Origin of the sequence: Kribbella sp. NPDC050241 (genome assembly GCF_044459685.1) — a bacterium.
Lineage (GTDB): Bacteria > Actinomycetota > Actinomycetes > Propionibacteriales > Kribbellaceae > Kribbella.
Genome location: NZ_JBITJE010000011.1, coordinates 12,009 through 34,369 on the forward strand (window position 1 = coordinate 12,009; position 22,361 = coordinate 34,369).

Below are 22,361 nucleotides of genomic sequence, written 5' to 3' on the forward strand. Positions count from 1 at the left end.
CTGCGCTCGCGGTCGCTCTTTGCGTTGTGTTCGGGACATCGGCCACGGCGTCCCAAACAATGCCGAGCCGCGGCCAGGCAGTCATTTCGTCGGCCCCGACGTCTGCCGATCTGCAATCGGCCAGTACTCCGAGCCCGGCGCCTCCCGGCCCGGCAGATGGCGACAATGACGACTGGTCTGGAATCCCCTGGCTCCTCCTCGCCCTGCTCGTGCCGGTCATCGTCCTCGGCACAGTCCTCTTCGCCAAGCGCCGTGCCGGCAAGAACTCGAGAAAGCTCCAAGGCCGGTGACCGATGCGGTGGTCGTCGGCGCTGGGCCGAACGGACTGGTCGGGGCGAACCTGCTGGTAGATGCAGGCTGGGAGGTCGTACTACTGGAGGCCAATGGCGAGATCGGTGGCGCGGTCCGTAGTTCGACGGAGGTTGAAGCCTCGTTCGTGCACGACACATTCAGCTCGTTCTACCCGCTGGCGGCGGTGTCGCCAACGATCAGGGGCCTGAATCTCAGTGACTACGGGTTGGAATGGTCCAATGCGCCGGCGCCGGTCGGCAACCCGTTGCGCGCCGGCGGATGGGCGCTCATACACCCAGATCCTGCCGACACCGCGGCTGCTCTGGACGCGCAGGTGGCAGGCGACGGACAGGCTTGGGCGGACCTGTACTCCGACTGGGAACGCGTCGGCCCGGTAGTCATCGACGCCTTGCTCACTCCGTTCCCGCCTGTCCGTGCAGGTCTCGATCTGCTCGGCCATCTCCTGGGTCCGCGCGGACTGAAGCGGCTCCAGCTCCTGGTCGGCCCGGTTCGCTCGGTTGGTGACGGACGGTTCGCCGGTAACGCTGCGAAGTTGCTCTTGGCCACCAACTCGCAGCATGCGGACATCGCTCCCACCGCGATGGGTTCAGGGCTGATGGGCTGGCTGCTGGTCATGATCGCGCAGCAGTACGGGTATCCCGTGCCCCGCGGCGGTGCCGGACGTTTGTCGCAGGCACTGGCCGCCCGCTTCACCGCCCGAGGCGGCACCATCGTGCGCCAGGCTCGAGTCGATCAAATCGTCATCCGCGATGGCCGAGCGATCGGCGTACGAACGGTCGACGGAACTGAGTACGCCGCCGCCCAGGCTGTGCTCGCGGACGTCTCGGCCCCGGCCCTGTACTGTCACCTGATCCCGCGCCAGAATCTCCCTTCCCGGGTGCTGCAGCGCTTGCGGTTCTTCAAATGGGATCCCGGCACCATCAAGGTCGATTGGGCGCTCAGCTCACCGATTCCCTGGCGGGATGCGCCTGATCTGGCTCCTGGCGCCGCGCACGTCGCCGACTCGATCGATGATCTGCAACGGTGGTCCGGTCAACTCGCCGCCGGGTGGATCCCGGACCGGCCGTTTCTCTTGATGGGGCAGATGACAACCGCCGATTCGAGTCGTTCCCCGGCCGGCACGGAGGCCGCGTGGGCCTACACTCACGTGCCGCAACTGACCCGCGGTGACATCGGCGGCAAGCTCACTGGGCAATGGGACGCTGTCGAGGCCGAGGTAATGGCCGACCGGATCGAGGCACGAGTCGAGGAGTACGCGCCAGGTTTCACCAACATGATCACCGCACGTCGAATCCTCACCCCACTGGAACTCGAGCGGCGCGACGCCAACCTCGTCGGGGGCGCCGTCAACGGCGGCACGTCGGGCTTGAGGCAGGAACTCGCGCTCCGCCCGATGCCTGGTCTCGGCCGGGCCGAGACCGCGATCAAGTCGCTGTATCTCGCGTCCGCCTCGGCTCACCCGGGCGGCGGCGTACACGGCGCCTGCGGCTCCAACGCAGCCCGCGCCGCCCTCTTCCACTCGCGCTGAAGACTCGGCGCTTTCCAGCCTCCGGCCACGACAACGGCGACCACCGTTGTACCGACCGATGTAGAGCGCGACGGCCAGTCAGCCAGGCGCACACGCGCCGTGCAACTCCCGCCGGTCAATCGGTAGCGCCTGCCCCGAGAAGCTCACCTACGCCATCAAGACTGTGGGCTCTCACGGCTGGTCGGGCTGATCAGCCTGCTCATGGTGATCGGGTGCGGATGGCCCTGCGCACTACAGCGTGGCTCACCATCACACTGGCCGGCGTTGCGCTTACCCCTGCGGCGGCTATTTGTCGGACAGGCCGATTGGTTGGGTCCTCATACTCGCCGGTCTAGGCGCCGAAGCAGTCGTCGCCAGGTCCACACTCGGCTATCTGGTGCTGCAACTTGCCACCACCTGAGGATCACTGTGCAACTGGGTCGAGCAGAAGTTTGAACGTCGCCTCTTGGCCACGGTGAGCCACCCCACATGACCCTCGAGGCATCGGTGCCGAACGCCACCGGTCCTCAGGTAAGCGAGTCAACTCGCGCCCGAGGCCGACGAATCAAATGGACCTGCCAGTCGGACGTCGGACCGAGGTTCACCGCGTGACCGCGCGAACGGATCCCGGAGAGTACCGCAGCAGGATCACCATCGTCACACATCTTGCACTCGAGGAGCCTCTGTCGCCGAGGCGTCGGTCATAGGCTCTGCTGCCGTCAACCGTTGAGCTGTTATGAGGCACGAATTGCGGCAGCTGGCCGGCGTCTTCTGCTTGGAGACGGCGTGTTGAGTATCCACCGGCTCACGGCCGGGGATGGCTATCTATACCTACTGCGACATGTTGCCGCGGGCGACGTTGACCGGCGCATGGCGACACCGCTCACGGCGTACTACACCGCGTCCGGATACCCACCTGGACGCTGGCTAGGTACCGGCCTCAACGGGCTGGGCGATGGTGAACTCGCGGCTGGAAGCGAGGTCTCCGAGGCGCAGATGGCGGCTGTTTTCGGTCGGGCGGAAGACCCGCTGACGGGCCGGGCGCTCGGACGTCGATACCAGATCTACAAGAGTCCATCAGAACGGATTCAGGAGCAGATCCGCGCGCTCGATCCGGGACTGGACGAGGCGACCCGGCAGACCGCGGTCAAGCAGATCCGCTCGAAACCGCCTCATTTGCCGGGCCGCAGCTCCGACCTGATCGGCTCGGCCACTCGCCTTGATCTGCCCGTCTCACCGGCGACCACCATGGCGCGGCATCGTCGACATCGACATCGACATCGCCGAGCGTTGCCAGCCGCGAGACGGTCACCATCCGGTCAGTGGCTTCCGCCGGGCATCGGCCGAAGCTTGGCCTTCGGTGGCGACTGGGTGCCCTCCACGCGCACGTCGGGGAGCCAGGTGAGCCAGGAGGGGAGGTACCAGTTGCGCTCGCCGAGCAGCTTCATCGTTGCCGGGACGAGCACGGAGCGGACGATCGTCGCGTCGATCAGCAGCGCGACAGCGATACCGAAGCCCATCTGCTGGAAGGCGATGGTGTCGCCCATCGCGAAGCCCCAGAAGACGGCGATGATGATGAGTGCGGCGCCGGTGATCAGGCGGGCCGTCGAGCCGATGCCGAAGGAGATGGCGGCGTCCGTGTCGCCGGTCGCCGTGTAGCGCTCACGGATGCGGCTGAGCAGGAAGACTTGATAGTCCATCGAGAGCCCGAAGAGAACAGCGAACAAGAAGAGCGGAACCCAGGCGTCGATCGTCTCGGCCTCGCTCAGCCCCAGAAGCTCGTTGCCGACGCCTTCTTGGAAGACGAGCACGAGCAACCCGTAGGCCGCTCCGACCGAGAGCAGGTTCATGGCGATCGCGGTCGCTGGAACGACGATCGAGCGGAACGCGAGCGTGAGCAGGAGGAAGCTGAGTCCGAGCACGAAGAGGAGCACGAGTGGAAGCCAGAAGTTGACGGTGTCCTGGTAATCGAGTTCCTCCGCGGTGTCGCCGCCGACGTACACCGCGGCGTCAACACCTGCGAACGCAACGGGGACGACCTCGTCGCGTAGTCCGCGGACGGCCTCGATCGCACCCTCGCTGTCGGGATTGGCCGCGATCGGAACTGTGACGCGGGCGACCGTGCCCGCGTCGTTTGCCTCGACGACCGGTTCCCCGAAGATCGGGCGGCGGGCGAGTTCCCGCTCGAGGCGAGCCACAGCGCCCACGATGGCGGACCCGCGGACGTCTCCGGCGACCGCGATGTCGACCGGCTCGGTCGACTCCTTCGGAAACTCCTCGCGGAGGAGGAGATAGCCCTGCTTCGACTCGAAGGTGTCGGGAAGCGTCGCAGCCCCCGACGTACCTGTGTTGAGCGCCAGCACCGGGGCCGCCAGCGCGAGCAGCAGGCCGGCGCCGAGCACGAGGCTGGCGGCCGGGTGGCGCATGACCCGGTGGACGATCGCGCCCCAGAAGCGCCCCTCCCGGCCCGCCTGCTCAGTTGCGCGGCCGAAGAAGGGGATGCGAAGCGCATTCACCCGGTCGCCGAGCAGTGCGAGGACCGCGGGGAGCAGCGTCAGCGCGGCGATCACCGAGACGATCCCGACCAGGATCGCGCCGGCTGCGAGGCTGCGGAAGATCGTGCTCGGAACCAGCAGGAGCCCGAGCATCGCGAGCACGAACGCGATCCCGCTGAAGAGGACGGCACGGCCGGCGGTGGCACCTGCAGTGGCGATGGCCTCATGCTTCGTCCGCTCCCGCAGCCGCTCCTCCCGATAGCGGGAGAGGGTGAAGAGCGAGTAGTCGATTCCGAGGGCGAGGCCCATGCCGATCAGCATGTTCTGGGTGAAAACGGAGACGTCGTACGCCTGCGCCAGGAGCGCCACGAGCGCGAGGGCGACGACGATCGAGGTGAGCGCGATCAGGACGGGAACGAGGCCCGCGACGACCGCGCCGAAGACGAGCAACAGGACGACGAGCGCGAGCGGAGCGCCGAAGAAGAGTTCGCCTTTCTTCAGATCCTGCAGCGAAGCCATGTCCTCATCGGCGTCCGCCGTCCTGCTGCCGGTCACCGCCGCGCGGTAGCCAGGCTCGTCATCGAGGCGCTGAACCGCATCGACCACATCGTCGACGTCGTCCTCCCCGTCACGGCCAAGTGCGACCTGGAGCACGGTCGAGTCACCGTCCTGCGAGACGAGGTGCCGGTCGTCCTCGTAGGTGACGACGCGGGTCGCCCCGGCCGCGCGCAGCTCAGCCGCGAGCGCGACGACTCGCGCGCGCGGAGCAGCCGCTTCGACCTTGCCGTCCTCGACCCTCACCACGACGACCTCGCTGATCGCCTCTCCGCTCGCCACCTCGCGGGGAAAGCCGTCGGCGAGGACCCGGTCGGCCTCCTTGGACTCGGTCGTCTTCGTGATCTCGGTATCGCCCTCGAACGCGAGGAGCGTCGCCACCACCCCGAAGGCGCTGACAATGACGACGAGCCACAGCCCGACCACGAGCCACGGCCGGCGGCCGCAGGCCCACGCGAGTTTCTCGGTCATGTCGCCGACGCTAAGCACGCCCGTCCGGTGCCGCATCGCCCTACGGGCTCGAACTGCGTTCCGACCATGGGTGGAGGCCGTTCTACGGCGTCCGGCCCGGAGTGACCACACCGTGGTCGTACGCGAACACGATCGCAGCAGGCCGGTCGCGTACACCAAGCTTGGCGAAGATGCTGCCGACCCGCGTCTTCACCGTCGCCTCGCCGATGTGCAGGTCCGCGGCGATTTCGGCATTGGTGGCACCGCGCGCCATCAATCGCAGGACGTCCTGTTCGCGGTTGGTGAGCAGGTCGATCCGCGCCGCGTCCCGTGCCGCCGGGGCAACGACACGCCGGTACCGGTCGAGCAGCCGCGGCGCGACCGCCGCGTCGAACCAGGCCCCGCCGCCGGCGACCGCACGAACGGCCGCGATCAGATCCTCGGCGGACGAGGACTTGAGCACGAACCCAGCCGCACCGGCCTCGATCGCTCCCCAGAGCACCTCGTCCTCACCGAAGGTCGTGAGCACGAGGACGACGAGGGGGTTCTCGGCGGCACGTAATCGCTTCGTCGCGGCGATTCCGTCCAGGTCCGGCATCCGGATGTCCATCAGGACGACGTCCGGGCGCAAGTCGGGCAACTCCGCCACCGCCTGCCTGCCGTCGGCGCACTCGGCCACGACCTCGAACCCGTCCGCAGGCGAGAGGATCCGCGCCAAGCCACCGCGCACGATCGCCTGATCGTCGACGAGAGCAACACGGATCATGGCCTTCGCGGATCTCCCTCCGCTAGCTCGTTGTCCACCTTCAGCGGCAGCCGGCAGCTCAGCTGCCAACCGTACGGCGTCGGCCCGGCCACGAGGTCGCCGCCGAGTGCACTCGCCCGTTCCCTCATACCGATCACGCCGTACCGGGGCCGCTCGGGATCAGTCGCCCCGGCGGTGGCGACTGGTCCTGAGGTCTCGGCCACGAGACGTACGTCGCCGTCCGACAGCTCGAGCCCGAGAACGGTTTGCGCGCGCGGCGCGTGCCGAGCAGCGTTCGCCAGCGCCTCCTGGGCGATCCGGTAGAGCGCGACGCCCGTCCCCGGCGAAATCCGGGCGAGGTCTCCTCGCATTCGCAGCTCGACGGCCAGACCCCCGGCTCGGGCCTGGTCGACGAGTGCGGGGATCTCTGCGGTCGACGGCGGCGGTGCCACTGCTGCCTCGTCGTCGTGACGAAGCAACGTGACCGTACGCCGCAGCTCCTCCATGCTGCGGCGGCCCACCTCCTCGGCCGATCGCAGCGCTTCCTCGGCGGACACCAAGTCGCGGCGCAGCACGTGCCGGGCACTCGTGACCTGGAGCATCACGGCAGCCAACCCGTGCCCGACGAAGTCGTGGACGTCACGAGCGACCTGACGCCGCTCGGCCAGCAGCTCCTGCTCGGCCAGCTGCCGCCGGACGCCCTCGAGCTCGACCACGAGTCGCTCCTGGCGCGCGACCGCGCGACCGACGACCCAGATGAAGACGATGGCCACGATCCAGATACCGACCGCGACCTCCATCGGATCCTGGACCAGAGCTACCAGCACCGGCGTGGCCGCCGCGAGCCCACCGAGCGACGCCGCCGCCCCGAGCGGCCGAGACCAACGCGCGGCCGCGAAAGCGAGCAGAACGGCATTGAACATCACCGGCTCGAGCTGTCCGGAGCGCTGTGCCACCACCACCGGGACGACTACGCCGACGGATACGGCGGCAAGCGGCACGTTGGGGGCGAAAGCCCACAGGCCGAAAGCGGTGACCGGCACCGCGGCCAGCACGATGTCGGCGGCCGACGACGGCTGCGTGATCGCCGCGACGAGGCCAAACGCCAGAGAGAAGAACGGCACAACGCGGCGAAGGCCGTCAGCTTCGAACCAAGCCCGAGCGGAACCCGCTACCACAAACAGACTGTACTGCGCGACTCTCGACATCGACATCACCCGCGAGGCGGAGGCGACTGCCCCGATCGTGCTGGATCAGCGGGCAGAGTGAGCTCAGGACCCTGGTCGGGGACTGCGCCGGGGGATTCGTCGAATCGCCGTGTCCGTAACGCCCTTCATGCTGACCGCGATCTCCACTGTCCGAGCGCGAACCGCGTCCCCTCCCAGTCCTCGAACATCGACCACACGCCGAAGTGCATTTCCGCGGGCGGCGCGGGGAACCGCACGCCACGGCCAGTCAGTTCGGCGTAGGTCTGCTCGATGTCCTCGCACGTCAAGAACACATTCGAGTGCGGCAGCGCGTCCGGCACCTGACGCCTCGGTTCGTCGCTGGGACGGCGGCTCAGCACGAGCACTACCGAGCGATCCGGCGCCTCGACCTCAATCCAGCGCTCGTCACCGTAGACCTCGTCCATGACAACGTCGAACCCGATTGCTCCGGTCCAGAACTGCTTTGCGCGCTCCTGATCGTCGACCGGGACGACGACCTTGGCGACTCCAGTGATCATCGAGAACCCCTTTCAGCAGTCATTACCTCGGGCCGCGACGACCCGATCTCAGCTCTGCGATCAGATCCGAATTGGTGCGGGACCTGGTTGCCTCTTTCGTCGTCGGCCCACCGGCTCCACCAGCGATCTCCTCGACCGACCTTTCATGGGATCTCGATCACTCTCGCCATGCCGCAGACGCTGCCACCGCCGGAGCAGTTCCGCATCAGCCCAGGGGCCAAATCAACGCTCCGACTCCAGGTGGAGCGCCGCCGCTGTGAGCGCCCGACGTCGGCAATGATGGCTGCCATGAAGCATCCGTACGAGTCGCTACCCGAGAACCCGCAGGCAGCCGTCACGATCATGACCACCGAGCACTTCAACCTGCAGACGGCGCGGTCGGCCACCATCTCGGAGTCCAACGGGCGGACCAGCATCTTCCTCGGGGCCGTGTCCGCAGGCCTGGTCGCGCTGGCGTTCGCCGGGCAGACGTCGCGCAGCACGCTGCTGACGTTCGGCCTGGTGCTGTTCCCGGTGCTGTCCTTCCTCGGCCTGGTCACGTTCGAGCGTGTGCTGCAGTCCTCGATCGAGGACACGCTGTACCTGCAGCGCATCAACCGGATCCGGCGCTTCTACCACGAAGCTGCCCCGGGCCTCAACGGCTACCTCGGCGTGGCCGCCCCCACCGACGACATCGCCGCCGTGTTGGCGCTCGACGGCTACCTCCGGTCGCGTTGGCAGGTCGCGCTGAGCGCCGTCGGCATGATCGGCGTGATCAACAGCGTCCTGCTCGGGGCCGTCGGCGGATTCGCGGTCGCCGCGATAGCCAGCGGGCCCCTGTGGCCGTCGATCCTGGTGGCCGCCGTCGTGTTCGCGATCGCGATGGTTCTCCACCAGCGCTACCAACTGCACGCCCGGTCCCGCAAGCCGTTCCCGTTCGCCGATGCACCGCGTCCCGAACCGGTCGTCTGACCCGGGATTGGTCGCGGCCGTTTTCCCGAACCACTTCGCTCGGGCGCCAGCGGCGCCGGCGACTACTTGCGGCCGCCTAACTCCGTGTTCCGCGCTCGTAGTTTGTTCGTCACCGCAGCGGCGCCGGTGCCGGGCGGATCACGGTCCGATGCCTCGGAGAGGCTGAGGTCGCTGAGCGGGGACCGCGTTCGTGCGAGCGAGCGCGAGGACAGCAGGAATCCAGTCAGCGCGGCGGCAAGGCCAGCCAGCCCGGCCGCCGCGAAGCCCGCTCCCGGCACGGAAGCGTCGATCGACATCCCGGCGATGGGCGCGCCGAGCGCGAAACCCGCGCTCAGCGCTGAGGATTGCAGGCCTGTCGCCTCACCACGCACGCTGGCGGGCGCGAGCCGGCTCACCGCGTCGGCCACCGTGGAAAGAGTCGGCGCGGTGAGCAGCCCTGCACCGACACCGGCCACGCAGAGCCAGTGCCAATCGTGGGCCAGCCCGGCGGGAATGGTCGCCAGCCCGAGCAGACCGAGCAGCAGCCACGTCGGCAGCGGCCGAGAAAGCGCGCCGTAGACCAGCCCGCCTACGATGGAGGACACGCCATACACCGCCACAACCACGGCGGCCCAGGACACCTGGCCGGCTTCTTGGAGCGTGGCGACGATGGCCAGGTCGGTGCCGCCGAGCAGCATCGTGGTGCCGAACGCCATCACCAGCACAGCGATCATGGCCGGACCTAACCACTCCCGGCGACGAGGGCGGCTGACCGTGCCGGCATCCACCTCGTGGTCGGCACGCAGCGGCGGGTTGAGCAGCGCGATCCCTACTCCACCCGCCACGATCGCGGCGCCGACACCCAACGCCACCACACCAGGGGACACCTTCGCCGCGCAGACGATCACGATCGGCGGTCCCAGCACGTACGACAGTTCGCCCTGCACCGATTCCAGCGCGAACGCGGCCCGGCGCTGTGCCGACGTCGTCATCGCGGCGATCGCCTGCCTGGTCACCGGCTGCGCCGGCACCATCAGCAAACCCGCCACGAACGCGGCGCCCAGCAGGATCCCGTACGGCAGAATCGGCACGCTCAGCCAGAACACGACCTGCACCACGACAGTGACCAGCAGTACGATCCGTGCGCCCCGCCAGTCGATGATGCGGCCAAGCAGCGGCCCGCCCAGCGCCAGCCCCAAGGTCACCGCCGCCGCGACGCCACCCGCGGCCGCATAGCTCCTGTTGAGGCCCAGCACGACATACAGCGTCAGCGCCATCACGTCAGCCGTGATCGCGACCCGGGCGAGCAGTGAAATGCCCAGCAGCGGTGCCATCCCTGGCACCGCGAGTACCTGTCGGTATCCGGTCACCTAGTGACGCTAGATCAGCCATCACACCCATAGGAAGTGGCCAATTTGTTGGCGATGACATAACAATTGCTTATGGCCAGAGATCTTCAGACCTCGTTGCTGCGGTCGTTCGTCACCGCCGTCCGGCTCGGCAGCATCAGCCGCGCCGCGGCCGCGCTAGGTCTTACCCAGCCCGCGCTCAGTCAGCAGTTACGCAAACTCGAGAGCGCCACCGGCCGTCCGCTGCTGTACCGATCGCCGTCTGGCGTCTTGCTGACCCGGGCGGGTGAGGAGCTCCTGCCGTACGCCGAACGCATTCTTTCGCTCTCCGCGCAGGCACTCATCGAAACCGGGCGAGCGCTGACCGGCCGCTGCAGCGTCGGGTTGCTCGAAGACATCACCGTGTCTCAGCTTCCGCAGGCCCTCGCCGACCTCGCCCGAGTGCACCCCGGCGCGACGCTGGAGGTGCTCAACTTGTCCACCGCCGCGATGCGGGAGGCGTACGACGCGGGCCGCGTCCAACTCGTGCTCGACCAGGTCCCGGATGTACCTGCGCCGCCGCGCTGGACGGTGCGCCGCCCGCTGGTCTGGGCAATCGGCCAGGGTGTGGACGTGGCCACCGATCCGCTGCCGGTGGTGTTGTTCTCGGATCCCTGCACCTTTCGCACGTCAGTGCTGGAAACGCTGGCACGTGCCGACCGGCGCTGGCGGCTGGCGTTCGAAAGCAACAGCCTTGTCGGTGTGCTCGCCGCGGTACGGGCCGGGCTCGGTGTCGCGGCAGTCATGCCCGCGAACCTCGAACCGGCCATGGCCTGCCACGACGCGGACGCCCTGCCCACCCTGCCGGACATTGAGCTCGGTCTCGCACGGCACCCACGGACCGAAGGTGATCCGCTGATCGACGCCGTTGAGACCGCGCTACGACGTTTGAGTTGAGGCTCGTGGCTGGTCAGCGCACCGATCTCGCCCACCGGCTGCCTGTCGAACGGCGTACCTTTCGACGGCGACTCAGAGCCGGGCTCGATTACTCGCAGCCAAGGCGGTGCTGGCCAATTTGCTGTCGGTCGCCGCGTCGTTCGGGGCGCTGACCTGGGCGTTCCAAACCTCGACCGGCGCAGCCCTGCTCGGATTGGCCCGGCCCGTGCCGATCGCAGCCTGGGCGCCGGTCGTACTGTTCGCAAATCCTCTTCGGACTCTCGACAGACTGCGAGGTGTCCATGCAGAGCCGCGTCAAGGAAGCCCACACGGCCGGGCTCGAGACCCGGCACAGCATGATCGAAGGCATGGCGTCGAGCGCGAATATGGACGCTCAGCCCACGCTGTAAATCAGCGGTCATGGGGTTCGGCAGACGGAATCCGGGCTGAGCTCGAGGCGTGTGGTTAAGGTGTGTGTCCGGCCTCGGACACGGTTGCTAACCCCATGCAGGCGGGAGTGATCGATACTTCCGCCACCTGCTCTCGCGGTGGTCATAAGCGAAGACACTCGACGCACTCCCGCCGGATGACCGTTACCGCGAACGTGTCGACGCGCTGCGAGAGCGGCTGACCCGGCTGGGCGAGCAGAGCGACGGCCCGGGCGTGGCAGTCGAGGCGATGACCGCAGGTCGGCCGCGCACCCGTCACACCGCCGACGTCACGGCTGGCGTCGTACCCAAGGTGCGCCGGCTCCTGCCGGATCGGGTGTTCGATCGCATAGCTCAACGCCTCGCTGCTCCGTCGAGTGAGGCTCAACGAACTGCTGCTGTCCTCGGAGGTTGCCGGATGGAGCTGGGATTCAAGTTGATCGCCGAGGCCCATGGCCCGGTCGATATCGTCGAAGGCGCTGCGGGCGGAGGAGGCCGGGTTCGACTTCGTCGAGGTGAGTGATCATTTCCACCTGGGTGAGCGAGCAGGAACATTCCGGCTTCGCGTTTTCGATGCTGGCGACGATCGCGTCCGTACGTCCGTACTGACGCCGCGATCATCCGGGCCGGGCATCACGGCCGCAGCGCTGCCGTCGCGGCGCAGCGTGAACCCCGTCCGGCCTCGCGACGGAGGAAAGTCGTACCCGGCGGGCGGAAGACTTGAACCCCTTCGTGATCCTCCTCGTGCGAATGCAGCCACGAGGCCACGAGCACAGCAGAACGACCCTCAGGCGATGTCGTGTCTCCTGTCCCCCATCAGTGGTCATCGCCACGCCTCCGAAACAACCCTCCACCACGAGAATGCATCGGGAAACGATTCTGTAAAGCCCGGAACATGACGAATAGATTCGTCAAATGAATACTCCATCCGAGGCGTCGACAGTTGATGCTTGTATTACAGCCCAACCGCGAACGCGGCATATCAAACACTTGCTTCCTTGACGGCGCATTGGAGCGGGAGGATTGTTGAAGGTTGACGCTGCATCGGGTGACGAGGCGTCTGGGGGTTGCGGTCGGTCGGCGTCGACGATGGGGGCGGGTGCGCAGTCCGTGCGTCCCGGGGGCCGCTGCTGGTGGCAGGACTCCTTGCACTGCCACGGCGTGTGGATTGATCACCTCGGCATCACGGGAGGATCAATGCAGCCGAAGACGGTGGAAATCAAAATTACTCTGGCGGCCGAGGAGTCCGGCTCACAGATCGACGACGCGGTCACCCAGCTGGAGCTCACAGACGCCAAAGAGTGGACGGTGGTGTTCTGCGAGGACGTCACCCCAGCGGTGGCGACGACGGCGCTGCTCGACATCGGAGTCGTGCTACGGGTGCGCGGCAAGTCCGAAACGACGGGTGACTCGACGATCAAACTCCGGCCCAGCCGGTGGTCCCAGCTGCATCCGGACTACTTCGAGGACCGGGAGCGCGAGCCCGAGCGTGAGGAACTGAAGATCGAGGCGGACTGGTCAGGTCTCAAGCGGTCGCTCGCAACGTCGATGACCGTGAAGTGGTCCGACGCGCGACTGTCCACTGCCCAGACCGGTCAGCTCCCGGCAGCCCAGCTGTTCAGCGACGAGCAGCTGAAGTTCCTCAGTGCGTGCGGCCCAGGCAGGGTCAACCTCGCAGCGGTCAGCCTGCTTCCACCGCTCGCTGCGACCCGCTGGGACGAGTTCAAGGTCACGGGGGTAAGCAGTGAGGTGCGCGCCGAACGCTGGCGGGTCGACGACGAGATCGACTTCCTCGAACTGTCGATCGTTGCGCCGCCGGCGGAAGCGGTCACCGAACAGGAAGCGCTGACCGCATTCGTGACCGACCTGGCGCTGCCCGTGGACGATAGCCCGTTGAACAAGACTCAAAGGGTTCTGGACTATCTGATCGCCAAGTCGCTTCGCGGGCGGTGAGGGACCGACCATGACCGGACCTGTCGTCGACATTCACTGCCACAATTTCAACGCTGACGATCTGCCGGTGCGAGGCTTCGTCCAACATGTGGCACTGCACGACTCGCTGTTGAGTCCGGCTGTCGCCGGTCTGCTCGATCTGATCGTCCAGAAAGGTGCACCCGGGTACGACGAGGAGAAGGCTCGGCTCGACGCGCTGCTGGGGACGAGCAGCTTCGGCGACCGCCTCGAAGGTGTCGTGCCGGCGCCACCCATGGTCGATCCGCTCGCGCAACTCGAACTCGAGGTCGACGCGGAGCTACGAGAGCTGGAGGCACGCAACCCGGAGCTCGCCCGTCGGGCCGCTCAGGAGCTTGCCCTGGACGACGCGCGAATGGCCGGCCTCGAGGAGGGGCTGATCGACCTGGGTGGCGCGCTCCGGCGCGGAGTGAAGTGGGCAAAGCTGTTCACCAAGTCGCGGCTCGATCTGACCGGCGTGCTCACTGCTGCCTATCCCGGGGAGCCGGTCTTCGTCCCGTTGGACTCCGTCGATCAAATCGTCGCCTAGTACTAGTCGAGAGCAGGTGCGGCCGACCATGCGGACCTTCGCACGGGAATCCCGGGTATCCCAACAGAGCTCACCGACGCCGGAGTCAGCACAAGAAGCGGCAGAGCATCGGCAACTCCCCGCAAGCTCGATCCTCCATTTGCAGCGCAAGATCGGCAATCAGAGCGTCCGACGCCTACTGCAAGCAGACGTAGGCGATCCCGGGACGTCCGGTCTCGCGGTGAGCCGCGTGGACGATCCGAGCGAAGTGGATGCGGATCGCCGGACGGAGCAGATCCTCGGCACCGAGCCGCTCGGTGACGGCAATCAGTCGGCAACTCTCACGGGTCCGACGCCGTCCGATGGATCGACCGCTGCGACAGGTGCGCCGCTACCGGCCTCGACACGCGCGTTCTTCGAGCCGAGGCTGGGCGCAGGGCTCGGGCAAGTCCGCATCCACAGTGGTCCGCGGAGCGCTGAGTCGGCGGCACGCCTCGGTGCGCGCGCGTACACCGTCGGCAACAACATCGTCTTCGGGCGTGGGCAATACGCGCCTGGTGCCGCCGGTCAGCGGCTTCTCGCGCATGAGCTTGTGCACGTGACGCAGCAACAAAGGCAGCCCGGCGCGCCCATCCGCCGACAAGTCGCACCCCCGGGCGCACCGGTGCAGACCTTCGCCGACACGCTCGACTACGACCGCATCGCGAAAGACGTGCGGAAGGGCGTCGAAGGCTGGGGCACGGACGAAGAAGGCGTATACCGCGCCCTGCAACGCGTCGGTCGTGATCCCGAAGCGGTCAAACGCCTCCAGGACAAGTACCGGCAGAGGTACAAGGCCGAGCTCGTCGCCGACATCCGCGACGACTTCAGCGGCAGCGAGCTCGAGTACGCGCTCCAGCTGATCAACCTCGGCGACCCCACCAGCGACCAGGCGATCCTGGCCGGGCCGCCGACGACCGATGCCGAGCTGCTCAGCGCCGCACAACGCCTACGCAAAGCGGTGGAACCTGACGGCACCGACGAGGAGGCCGTGTACGCCGTACTCCTCCCGTTCGGCCGCCAGCTCCAGCTGCTCAACAAGCTCAAGCGCCAGTACGCCAAGGTCTACAACGAGGGACTGGCGGACCGGATTCGCTCGGAGATGAGCGGGTCGGAACAGGACTACGCCCTCTGGTTGCTCGGGGAGCAACCGATCGAGCGCAACGACAAGGGCGCCGAGGCCAAGGCCCGGGACGTGCTGGCGTTCATCAAGGCCGAGGCCGCCGCCCGCGCCAAGACCCCGGGCAGCATCGACACGTCATCGAAGTTCTACCAGCGACTGTCGACGAAGTACCTCGTGGACTACTTCGCCTCCCCCACCACGGCTCGCGGCAAGGAGGCCGCCGAGGAGCGGATCGGCGCCGCGCTCGAGGGAGCGACCGCGGTCGTCGGCGGCCGCCAAAGGCTAGTGGTGCGAGTGAAGGGCGGCGCGTGGCGTCTGCCCACGAGTGAATGGGAGGTCAAGGCGATCACCTGGCTGAACGGACAGCAACTGCCGGCCCAGCTCGGCCGGCTCAAGGCGCTGCCGATGTTCGCCAACATCCTTGCCCTGCCGACGAAGCTCGGTGCCGCGACCGACATTCTCGGCAAGGAGAACACCGACAAGCTCGGCTACCTTGACATACCGTTCCTGATCGGCGCCGCCAACACCGAGATCGCCGACTTCGACGCCGACGTCCTCGGTGGCGGCAAGAACATCTCCCAGCTCATGCACTGGGCCACCGGGGTCAAGTACGCCGCTCAGAACCAGCTCGGACTGCGCGAGCTCTTCCTGGCCTACGAGCTGTGGCACCTCGAAGGTTTCGAGGTGTTCGGGCAGGACGCGATCAACGACATGATCGCTGAGAACCAGGGCCGAATGCTCGGTGCGGAGCTGCTCAAGGGCAGCGCCGGCGCACTCAAGCAGGCATCCGACCTTGAGCCGTTCCTCAACACCTCGTTCCGCGAGTCCCGCGCCTGGGTCGGGGCCCTGCTGCGCTACCGGCGCGACCAGCTCGACCGGTGGATCACCGCCAAGCAGCAGCAGCCCGCCAACTTCCACTACATGAACAAGGCCGACATCTGGCACTCCCTCACCGTCTACCAGCAGCTGGCCGACGGCGCGAGCATCGAGGACGTGAAGGCCTCCTCGATCGTGAACGCCGCGATCGAGATCTACACGTTGCTGTACGAGGCCGACGAGTGGGAGAAGGCGAACGGCCCGATCGTCCTGACCCAGCTGGAGAAGGCGCTGATCCAGGGCAAGCTCGACACGATCCTCGCGATCATGGCGAAGGCCGAGGTCGGGAAGGCGTCGACCGGGGATCTGCTGAAGGCGAAGTCGAACATCGACGACCTCAAGTAGGAGGGCGGTAGGCGGCCAGCGAGCGGAGGGTACGGACGAGGAGTCCGAGGGTCAGCTGTTCGGTGGCGTGATCGAGTCCGAGGCGGTTGGCGTGGAGGTGGACGAGGCTGGGAGCCAACTCCTCGGGTGACTGCAGTCCGATGCCGTCGGTCCAGTAAGACTGCAGGGATTCGACGAGGGGTCGTAGCGCGGCCCGGCGCCGGGCCAGCACCGCCTCGATGGTGTCGCCGGCCTTGTCCCAGCCGGCCTTGTCCCAGGCGCCCTGTAGCAGAGCCCTCATCTGGTCCTTGCGTTCGCGGAACCTTGGGCCGGCCGAGGTCTCTCGACCGGCAAGTGCGCTGGCCCATCGTGCTCGCTCGGGGTCGTCGTGGCCGGTCAGCGATGTCAGCAAGTCGGCGATGCTGACAAGCCCGAGCTCGTCGCGACTCAGCTGCCTGGTCGCTCGCAGCAGGTCGCGGACGGCCGCGCTGTCACAACAGGCGATCGCCTCGCATACCGCGGTTGTCTCCGGGCCGCCGTAGCGTGCGATCTCGCGTTCGTAGGTGCTGAGCTCGAGACGGGTCCGCGCTCCGGATCCGATGGCATACGCCGCCCACCGGGTCACCTCGGGCAGGACGCGTTCGACGAGTACGGCGGGATCGCCGTGGAGACGGAGGCGCAGTTGCGGGTCGGGGTCGGAGTACCGGACGAAGAACCAGCCGTCGGCGTCGCCGCGCTGGACCATCCCGTCGGCCAGGTCTCCGAGGGAACCGATGAGGAGCTCGTCCTCTGTCCGTTGGGGGCCGTCGAGCGCGAGGTAGAGCCAGTCGGACCCCGGCGGGCGCAGGCGGTGCGAGTCCTGCTGTCTCGGCAAGGTTCGAGCCTTCATCCGTGGGACAGGACGCGAGCGCACAAGGGGTACGACGAACTCCGTCATCAGCAGGCCGCGCGGACCGGGGAGCCAGCCATCGTCGGGTCCGGGCAGCGCCTCTTGAACGGTCAGCGAATGCGGACCCATCGCCGCGCGCAGCTGGGCCTGGTGCGAGCAGTCGTCCAGGTCCAGGAGCAGACGGTTGTCGCCGCTGGCCAGATAGACCAGTCGCGGGACCCGCCATTCCGTCCGCCAGGCCTCGAACCGCTCGGCATCACGAGGGCTCAGCCGCCACTGCGCCGGCGACAGCACCACCCGGCCGTGGCGGACGCGCGGCAGGAACGGCATCCCGCTCATCGCGCCCCAGTCGAAATCCGAGAGGTACGTCGTACCGTCCGTCGTCAATTCCAGCAACGCCCGACAGACCGGCGGCGCTGCGGCTGGATTGAGCATGTGTCCCGCGGTGAGGACGAGCTGTCGATCCACCGCGTCCCACCACACCCGGAACCGGCCGTCCACCAATCCCACCGACAGCTCGTCCACCTGCACGACCCGATCGGACGGAAGCGTCGGCGCGACGCCGACCGGTAGCTCGTACTCCCTCACCATCGGACGCACGGCGACGTTCGCCGTCCGAGCCCGCAACGGCCGATAGACCAGCTCAGCCACCACCTCGTCGCCACTGCGCACTGTGGCCTCCTCGGCAGCCACCTCGTCCAGCAACTCGCGCGCCTCCGCTCCGAGCAGGTCCGCGAACCGACCGAGCCCCCGCCCAGCCTCCTGCGCACCAAGATTCGGACCGACCACCAACAGGTAGTCACCCCGGTCGATCGCCGCGCGGTTGCTGGCGGCAACAAAAACACTCAGCTCAACCGACACCGGCAGGCGTTCGGCATCCACAACCCCACCCGACAGCCGCTCGATCAGCTGCTCATCAAGCACCACCTCACGGCTGCCATCACGAATCGCCTCAGCGGCCAGCTCTCGCAGCACCTCCACTCGTCCGGCCGATCCCCCGGAATCTCCATCCCCACGGTGAGCCGACGGCAGCCCGAGCCCAAACCGCGGATCAAGCAGCTCGAGCAGCGGCACCCGGCCGTCAGCCCCGTACCGCCGATGAAACGCCGCCCGGTAACCGGCCAGCGGCGTCCACCCAGGGTTCGGATGCAGGCGGAACAGCAGGTCGGCCGCGCGGCAGACGTCGTCGGCGACCGCCATGCCCACCCCGGTCCGGGACAGCGGTAGGCCCGTATCCACTTGTAGGTCAGCCCCGCGATCCTGGATCGCCGCCAGGACCGCCCTGGCGTCGCCGAGTGCTGCGGTGGCGGTGGTCGCGTCGGCGAGGTCAACCCGGCGACAGGCCGCGCCCACCTCCATCAACTGCTCCACCTCAGCCGCCTGGGTCACGTTGAGCTCGCTCACTACCCGCGCCAACGGGTCGCCGATCAGGGATGGGCGCAACGCCGGGAGCAGGAACTGCTGCTCGGACAGTCCACTCAGGAGGCGGTCTACCTTCGCGGGTGTCGCAGCTGGGCTTTCGGCGAGGAGGTGCCGGCGTAGCTCAGCGGTGGACATCCCCTTCCCGCGAGCGAGTGCTAGTGCCCGGCGGACCACCGGGGTCGCGCGCACTGACACGTCCGGTCCGGAGCGGACTCCGCCGGTGCCTGGGTCGGCCAGGTAGACCCTGCCCGCGTGCTCGAACGCACACGTGTTGGCGTACACGCGCAGGCCCCGGCCCAACTCCTCAATCGCTTCCGACAACCATTGCATGTCCGGTCGAGTACGCGTGGGCCGACGTACCGAACCAACCTCGAGGTCCGTGCGCTCAGCCCAGCTGGCCAGGCCCAGCGCGGCGAAAGCGCCGAACGGGGTGGGGCGGGTAGCGGCTCGGATCAGGTAACGCTGCTGGGCGGCCAGGGCGGCTGGTGGGGCCTTGGCAGGCGACGGGGCCGAGGCCAGCGCGGCGGTCAGGTCCGGTGAGGCGACTGCTAGGGCGAACTCGACCTCGGGGTCGGCCAGCCACCGTTCGGCGTCGAAGTCGGTGCCGAGGTCGGCGAAGGTCGTGGCTGGTAGCAGCGGTGCACGGACGACGAGGCCGCTGAGCACCCGGTAGTTGCTCATGACAGGAGGAACATTCGGTCCCAGGCGTTCTCGCCCGGCAGGTCGAGCAACGCGAGCGCGATCCCGGGGGCGCCGTCCAGCAGTCCCGGATGATCCACGAGTACGCCGCCGGGCTCGATCCCGCGCACGCCGAGCAACGAGTCCGGGTCGTAGGTCGCGGCGATGTCGGCGGCCAACTTCTCGGCGGTGCCGTCGAGCGCGGGGTCGGAGAGATCGACGGCGAACCGACGCAGTACCTGAAGCAGTCCAGCGCTTCCGTGGCAGAACGTTGGCGTCTCCAACCACCACTGCTCCGGACGCCGCCGCGCAATCCCACGGATCGTCTCGGCCGCAAGCTCACGCCAATCGCTCCGCCCCAGCGCAGTCCCCGCCAACCAAAGACTCCGCGACACCCCAACCGCCCCGTAACACCACGCCGCTCGACCGGGCTCCTCTCCGCCCACCTCAAGATCCGCGGGGTCCAGGGCGACGGCGTCAGGCCAGTCGGGTATGCCGCCTGACGTGGTTTGATGGGCGACCAGCCAGTCGGCGGTCAGTTCGACCGCCTGCTTGGTTTGGGGGACCTCGACACCGGCTAGGAGTGCGAGTGAGAGGAGCGCCAGTGGACCCGGAGCGCCGTGGGCCAGGCCGCAGTTGTGGTGGCCGTTCAGGTATGTCTTCCGTAGGGTCCCGGCCGTCAGCTCGAAGGGGGTGTGCCAGCGCCGAGGGTGGCTGTCATCTGCCAGCAGCCGAGCCAGGCCGGAGAGTGCCTGGATCAGGGGCTCGTCGTCGCCGCCGTGAGCGTGCCGGGCAAGGAGGTAGACGCCCACCCCGGTCAGCCCGGAGACGAGATCGTGTTCGCCGGCTGCGCATCCGTCCGCGCCGGCCAACCGGTCGGCGGCTTCCTCGACGTACGGCGACAGCGTGACGTCAACCGTCTTCAGCAAGCGCCCGTACCGCGGTCGACCCGCCGCGAGCTGGACCGCCGCAAACCCCACCCCAGCCAGACCCGAGAACAGCGACAGGTCATAGGGTTCGGCCGCCGCCGAAGCCACCGCGAGGTGCTGGTGTCCCCTCCGGTCCCAGCCCTGGTCAGGGAACCGGCGGTCGAACTCTGCGCAGAGCAACGCGGTCCCGGCCGACCCGTGCGCCAAGCTCGCCGGTCGCCAGGGCAGCATGGCGGCGTACTGCGACTGCCTCGCCGACGCCTCGATCGCGTCGGCCAGCACCGCCGGGTCAGTGACCCTGATGGCGACGCGTTCGGCAACCTCTGCCGCGATCACGGCTCGTGGCAATTCGATCGGCACGTGAAGCAGTGCGTGTTCGCGAAGGTCTGGCAGACACCACACGTCTCCTGGCAGGTGGCATGACAGGTATCGGGGCACGTCGCACGACAGGTGTCGGGGCATGTCGCACGACAGGTATTGGGGCAGGTTGCGTGACAGGTGTTGGGACACGTGGCCGGGCAGGTTGCGTGGCACGTGTTCGGGCACGTCGCGTTCTGGGTGTTGCAGGTCTCGTTGGGGATGTCGCGGCCGGTCGGCAGGTACAGAACAATGTCCTGCGGACCGCCCAGCTCGCCGAAGGCCAGGTCGAGATCGAACTCGTCGAACTCGGCGGCGAGCTCTTCACCCGCGGTCATCGTCGCCGTCCTCCACCGCCCCGTCCTCCAGGCCGGTCACCCGTGCGGACAGCGCCTCGGTCGCGGCCCGCAGCTCGTTGACCGCACCCACGAGTACGCCGGCCAGCCCGGAGTAGTCCACCGCCATCAGTCCGTCCGGTCCCATCGGTACGACGAGCTCCGGGAACGACAAGGCGACGTCCTGCGCGACGATCCCCGCGTGCCGAGTCTCGTCGCCGGTCCCGGCCCGGACAAAGTTCACCGCGCGGACGTCGGCCAGCCGGTCGAGTACACCGACGTACTCCCGGACGTCCGACTTGACCCGCAGATCGGACGGGTTGCAGAACACGGTCGCGCAAATGGTGCCGGCGGCATCGATCGCGAACTGAGGATTGGGTTTGTTGACGCCCACCCGGCCCTGGACGAAGACGTTGTGAGAGACCGTGAGATCCGATCCGAGCTGGGCATCGTCGCTCACCGAGAGCTTCGTCAGCTGGGCGTCACCACTCGCGGTGAGCGTGGTCACCTCGGCCTCACCGTTGACGGTCAGCGCGGTCACCGTCGCACTCAGACCCCGAAGCTCTCCTGCCGCGGTGAGGTGACCGTCCAGCGCCAGACTTCCGGCCACCGCAAGGTCGCCGCCCGCAGTCAGGTTCGCTCCCACGGACAGGTCGCTGTCGAGCTGGACCCCGGCGGCCACCGTCAGGCCCGCGGCGAGCGACGTCGACCCACTGACGCGAAGGCCCGCCGCGAGATCGACTTCGCCAGTGCCCAGGACCGAGAGAGCCCGCCGACTGGGTCCGGTCGGCGCCATGACGTTGAGGTCCGCCCCGCCATCGGTGCGAGCGGCGAGCTCAGCAGTAGGCAGCTGCGTCACTGCCGATCCCGTCGCTTCGAGGCTGGGCATGCGGAGCTCGACACGACTCGCGGGAGCCGAGACGAACCGACGCGCCCCGGGCTGGAGACCATCGACGACTCCCCCGGCGCCCAAACTGACCGCTGCGAGCACGAGTTGCAGACCGTCGTCCACGAACGTCGCCGGGTCCACGAGCCGCAACCACGGCGCCTGGTGCAGCACCAGGAGTCCGGTGGTCGACTCCTCGACCTCCCGCCACGTGATCGTGAACAGCAGGTCGCCGGCCAGATCGGTGGTCTCGAAGGTGACCCCCGTCGACGCCACCTGCACGGTCGGGATGTTCTGTACGCCGGTCGGGCCCACGAACGGATCGACGATCGCGAAGCCGCCCTCGGCCAGTACGACGATGTGCCCGTCCAGATCGACCGCGACGCCGGGGGCCAGCGTGATCCCGGTCGACCCCATGGTCGCGGACACCTGCAGCCCGCCGGCCACGCCGTACCCGTACAGGGCCGCGTTCCGCGCCGCGTCCGCGGCCAGCAGATATCCCTCGACATCGGTCCGCGACTCCGCGCGCGACGTCATCCCTGACCGCGGTGTCGGATTCGGGCCACTGACGTTCCAGTACTGCGTCCGCACCAGGCCGGTGATACCCATCGA

The 22,361-nt window shown here is 67.9% G+C and carries 16 protein-coding genes and 1 pseudogene; 7 read left to right on the forward strand and 10 right to left on the reverse strand.

Annotated features, from left to right (window positions below):
* The first annotated feature begins 286 nt into the window (after window positions 1-286).
* Both ACIBG5_RS35560 and ACIBG5_RS35565 read left to right on the forward strand, forming a co-directional pair.
* Window positions 287-1,840, forward strand: a complete 1,554-nt coding sequence (locus ACIBG5_RS35560) for a phytoene desaturase family protein (protein WP_396395941.1) — start codon at window positions 287-289, stop codon at window positions 1,838-1,840.
* 765 nt (window positions 1,841-2,605) lie between these two features.
* A pseudogene (locus ACIBG5_RS35565) lies at window positions 2,606-2,902 on the forward strand (relaxase domain-containing protein); the annotation flags it as partial.
* 236 nt (window positions 2,903-3,138) lie between these two features.
* Here ACIBG5_RS35565 and ACIBG5_RS35570 read toward each other — a convergent pair.
* The 4 genes from ACIBG5_RS35570 to ACIBG5_RS35585 all read right to left on the reverse strand — a co-directional run bounded on the left by ACIBG5_RS35570 (window position 3,139) and on the right by ACIBG5_RS35585 (window position 7,790).
* A complete protein-coding gene (locus ACIBG5_RS35570; RefSeq protein WP_396395942.1) occupies window positions 3,139-5,340 on the reverse strand; it encodes an MMPL family transporter in 2,202 nt (733 codons plus the stop codon).
* Between the two features lie 82 nt (window positions 5,341-5,422).
* Window positions 5,423-6,085 (reverse strand): response regulator, encoded by a 663-nt coding sequence (locus ACIBG5_RS35575; RefSeq protein WP_396395943.1) that lies wholly within the window; start codon window positions 6,083-6,085, stop codon window positions 5,423-5,425.
* A complete protein-coding gene (locus ACIBG5_RS35580) occupies window positions 6,082-7,188 on the reverse strand; it encodes a sensor histidine kinase (RefSeq protein WP_396395945.1) in 1,107 nt (368 codons plus the stop codon). Before ACIBG5_RS35580 ends, ACIBG5_RS35575 begins: the two co-directional genes overlap by 4 nt.
* Window positions 7,189-7,397: 209 nt before the next feature.
* Window positions 7,398-7,790: a glyoxalase superfamily protein gene (locus ACIBG5_RS35585; protein WP_396395947.1), complete on the reverse strand. Its 393-nt coding sequence runs from the start codon at window positions 7,788-7,790 to the stop codon at window positions 7,398-7,400.
* 288 nt (window positions 7,791-8,078) lie between these two features.
* Between ACIBG5_RS35585 and ACIBG5_RS35590 the strand changes: the two genes are divergently transcribed.
* Window positions 8,079-8,741, forward strand: a complete 663-nt coding sequence (locus ACIBG5_RS35590) for a hypothetical protein (protein WP_396395949.1) — start codon at window positions 8,079-8,081, stop codon at window positions 8,739-8,741.
* Window positions 8,742-8,803: 62 nt separating this feature from the next.
* On the opposite strand, the gene ACIBG5_RS35595 is transcribed toward ACIBG5_RS35590, so the two are convergent.
* Window positions 8,804-10,054, reverse strand: a complete 1,251-nt coding sequence (locus ACIBG5_RS35595) for an MFS transporter (protein ID WP_396395950.1) — start codon at window positions 10,052-10,054, stop codon at window positions 8,804-8,806.
* A gap of 108 nt (window positions 10,055-10,162) precedes the next feature.
* Here ACIBG5_RS35595 and ACIBG5_RS35600 point away from each other — a divergent pair, with 108 nt between their 5' ends.
* A complete protein-coding gene (locus tag ACIBG5_RS35600) occupies window positions 10,163-11,005 on the forward strand; it encodes a LysR family transcriptional regulator (RefSeq protein ID WP_396395951.1) in 843 nt (280 codons plus the stop codon).
* A 531-nt stretch (window positions 11,006-11,536) separates the two neighbouring features.
* On the opposite strand, the gene ACIBG5_RS35605 is transcribed toward ACIBG5_RS35600, so the two are convergent.
* Window positions 11,537-11,770: a hypothetical protein gene (locus ACIBG5_RS35605; protein ID WP_396395953.1), complete on the reverse strand. Its 234-nt coding sequence runs from the start codon at window positions 11,768-11,770 to the stop codon at window positions 11,537-11,539.
* An 839-nt stretch (window positions 11,771-12,609) separates the two neighbouring features.
* Here ACIBG5_RS35605 and ACIBG5_RS35610 point away from each other — a divergent pair.
* The 3 genes from ACIBG5_RS35610 (at window position 12,610) to ACIBG5_RS35620 (ending at window position 16,274) form a co-directional block, all read left to right on the forward strand.
* Window positions 12,610-13,365: a hypothetical protein gene (locus ACIBG5_RS35610; protein ID WP_396395954.1), complete on the forward strand. Its 756-nt coding sequence runs from the start codon at window positions 12,610-12,612 to the stop codon at window positions 13,363-13,365.
* A 10-nt stretch (window positions 13,366-13,375) separates the two neighbouring features.
* Window positions 13,376-13,912, forward strand: coding sequence for a hypothetical protein (locus ACIBG5_RS35615; RefSeq protein ID WP_396395956.1), 537 nt, complete (start codon window positions 13,376-13,378; stop codon window positions 13,910-13,912).
* A gap of 229 nt (window positions 13,913-14,141) precedes the next feature.
* Window positions 14,142-16,274, forward strand: coding sequence for a DUF4157 domain-containing protein (locus ACIBG5_RS35620; protein ID WP_396395957.1), 2,133 nt, complete (start codon window positions 14,142-14,144; stop codon window positions 16,272-16,274).
* Here ACIBG5_RS35620 and ACIBG5_RS35625 read toward each other — a convergent pair.
* From ACIBG5_RS35625 to ACIBG5_RS35640, 4 genes are read right to left on the reverse strand one after another with little or no spacing between them, the layout of a single operon-like run.
* Complete coding sequence (locus ACIBG5_RS35625; protein ID WP_396395959.1) at window positions 16,267-19,245, reverse strand: lantibiotic dehydratase; 2,979 nt, start codon at window positions 19,243-19,245, stop codon at window positions 16,267-16,269. The two genes, ACIBG5_RS35620 and ACIBG5_RS35625, sit on opposite strands and share 8 nt — an antisense overlap.
* On the reverse strand, window positions 19,242-20,531 hold the full coding sequence (locus tag ACIBG5_RS35630) for a lanthionine synthetase C family protein (RefSeq protein WP_396395960.1): 1,290 nt from the start codon (window positions 20,529-20,531) through the stop codon (window positions 19,242-19,244). The genes ACIBG5_RS35625 and ACIBG5_RS35630 overlap by 4 nt, the downstream gene beginning before the upstream one ends.
* Window positions 20,504-20,866 carry a hypothetical protein gene (locus ACIBG5_RS35635; RefSeq protein WP_396395962.1) on the reverse strand — a complete coding sequence of 121 codons (363 nt, stop codon included), beginning with the start codon at window positions 20,864-20,866 and terminating at the stop codon, window positions 20,504-20,506. Before ACIBG5_RS35635 ends, ACIBG5_RS35630 begins: the two co-directional genes overlap by 28 nt.
* A complete protein-coding gene (locus ACIBG5_RS35640) occupies window positions 20,853-22,358 on the reverse strand; it encodes a tail fiber domain-containing protein (RefSeq protein ID WP_396395963.1) in 1,506 nt (501 codons plus the stop codon). Before ACIBG5_RS35640 ends, ACIBG5_RS35635 begins: the two co-directional genes overlap by 14 nt.
* Window positions 22,359-22,361: the final 3 nt, after the last annotated feature.

Excerpts from the sequence above, each read along its gene's own strand:
- ACIBG5_RS35570 (WP_396395942.1), bottom strand. The coding sequence starts at position 5,340 with ATGACCGAGAAACTCGCGTGGGCCTGCGGCCGCCGGCCGTGGCTCGTG.
- ACIBG5_RS35575 (WP_396395943.1), bottom strand. The coding sequence starts at position 6,085 with ATGATCCGTGTTGCTCTCGTCGACGATCAGGCGATCGTGCGCGGTGGC.
- ACIBG5_RS35585 (WP_396395947.1), bottom strand. The coding sequence starts at position 7,790 with ATGATCACTGGAGTCGCCAAGGTCGTCGTCCCGGTCGACGATCAGGAG.
- ACIBG5_RS35590 (WP_396395949.1), top strand. The coding sequence starts at position 8,079 with ATGAAGCATCCGTACGAGTCGCTACCCGAGAACCCGCAGGCAGCCGTC.
- ACIBG5_RS35595 (WP_396395950.1), bottom strand. The coding sequence starts at position 10,054 with ATGGCACCGCTGCTGGGCATTTCACTGCTCGCCCGGGTCGCGATCACG.
- ACIBG5_RS35600 (WP_396395951.1), top strand. The coding sequence starts at position 10,163 with ATGGCCAGAGATCTTCAGACCTCGTTGCTGCGGTCGTTCGTCACCGCC.
- ACIBG5_RS35610 (WP_396395954.1), top strand. The coding sequence starts at position 12,610 with ATGCAGCCGAAGACGGTGGAAATCAAAATTACTCTGGCGGCCGAGGAG.
- ACIBG5_RS35615 (WP_396395956.1), top strand. The coding sequence starts at position 13,376 with ATGACCGGACCTGTCGTCGACATTCACTGCCACAATTTCAACGCTGAC.
- ACIBG5_RS35625 (WP_396395959.1), bottom strand. The coding sequence starts at position 19,245 with ATGAGCAACTACCGGGTGCTCAGCGGCCTCGTCGTCCGTGCACCGCTG.
- ACIBG5_RS35635 (WP_396395962.1), bottom strand. The coding sequence starts at position 20,866 with ATGACCGCGGGTGAAGAGCTCGCCGCCGAGTTCGACGAGTTCGATCTC.
- ACIBG5_RS35640 (WP_396395963.1), bottom strand. The coding sequence starts at position 22,358 with ATGGGTATCACCGGCCTGGTGCGGACGCAGTACTGGAACGTCAGTGGC.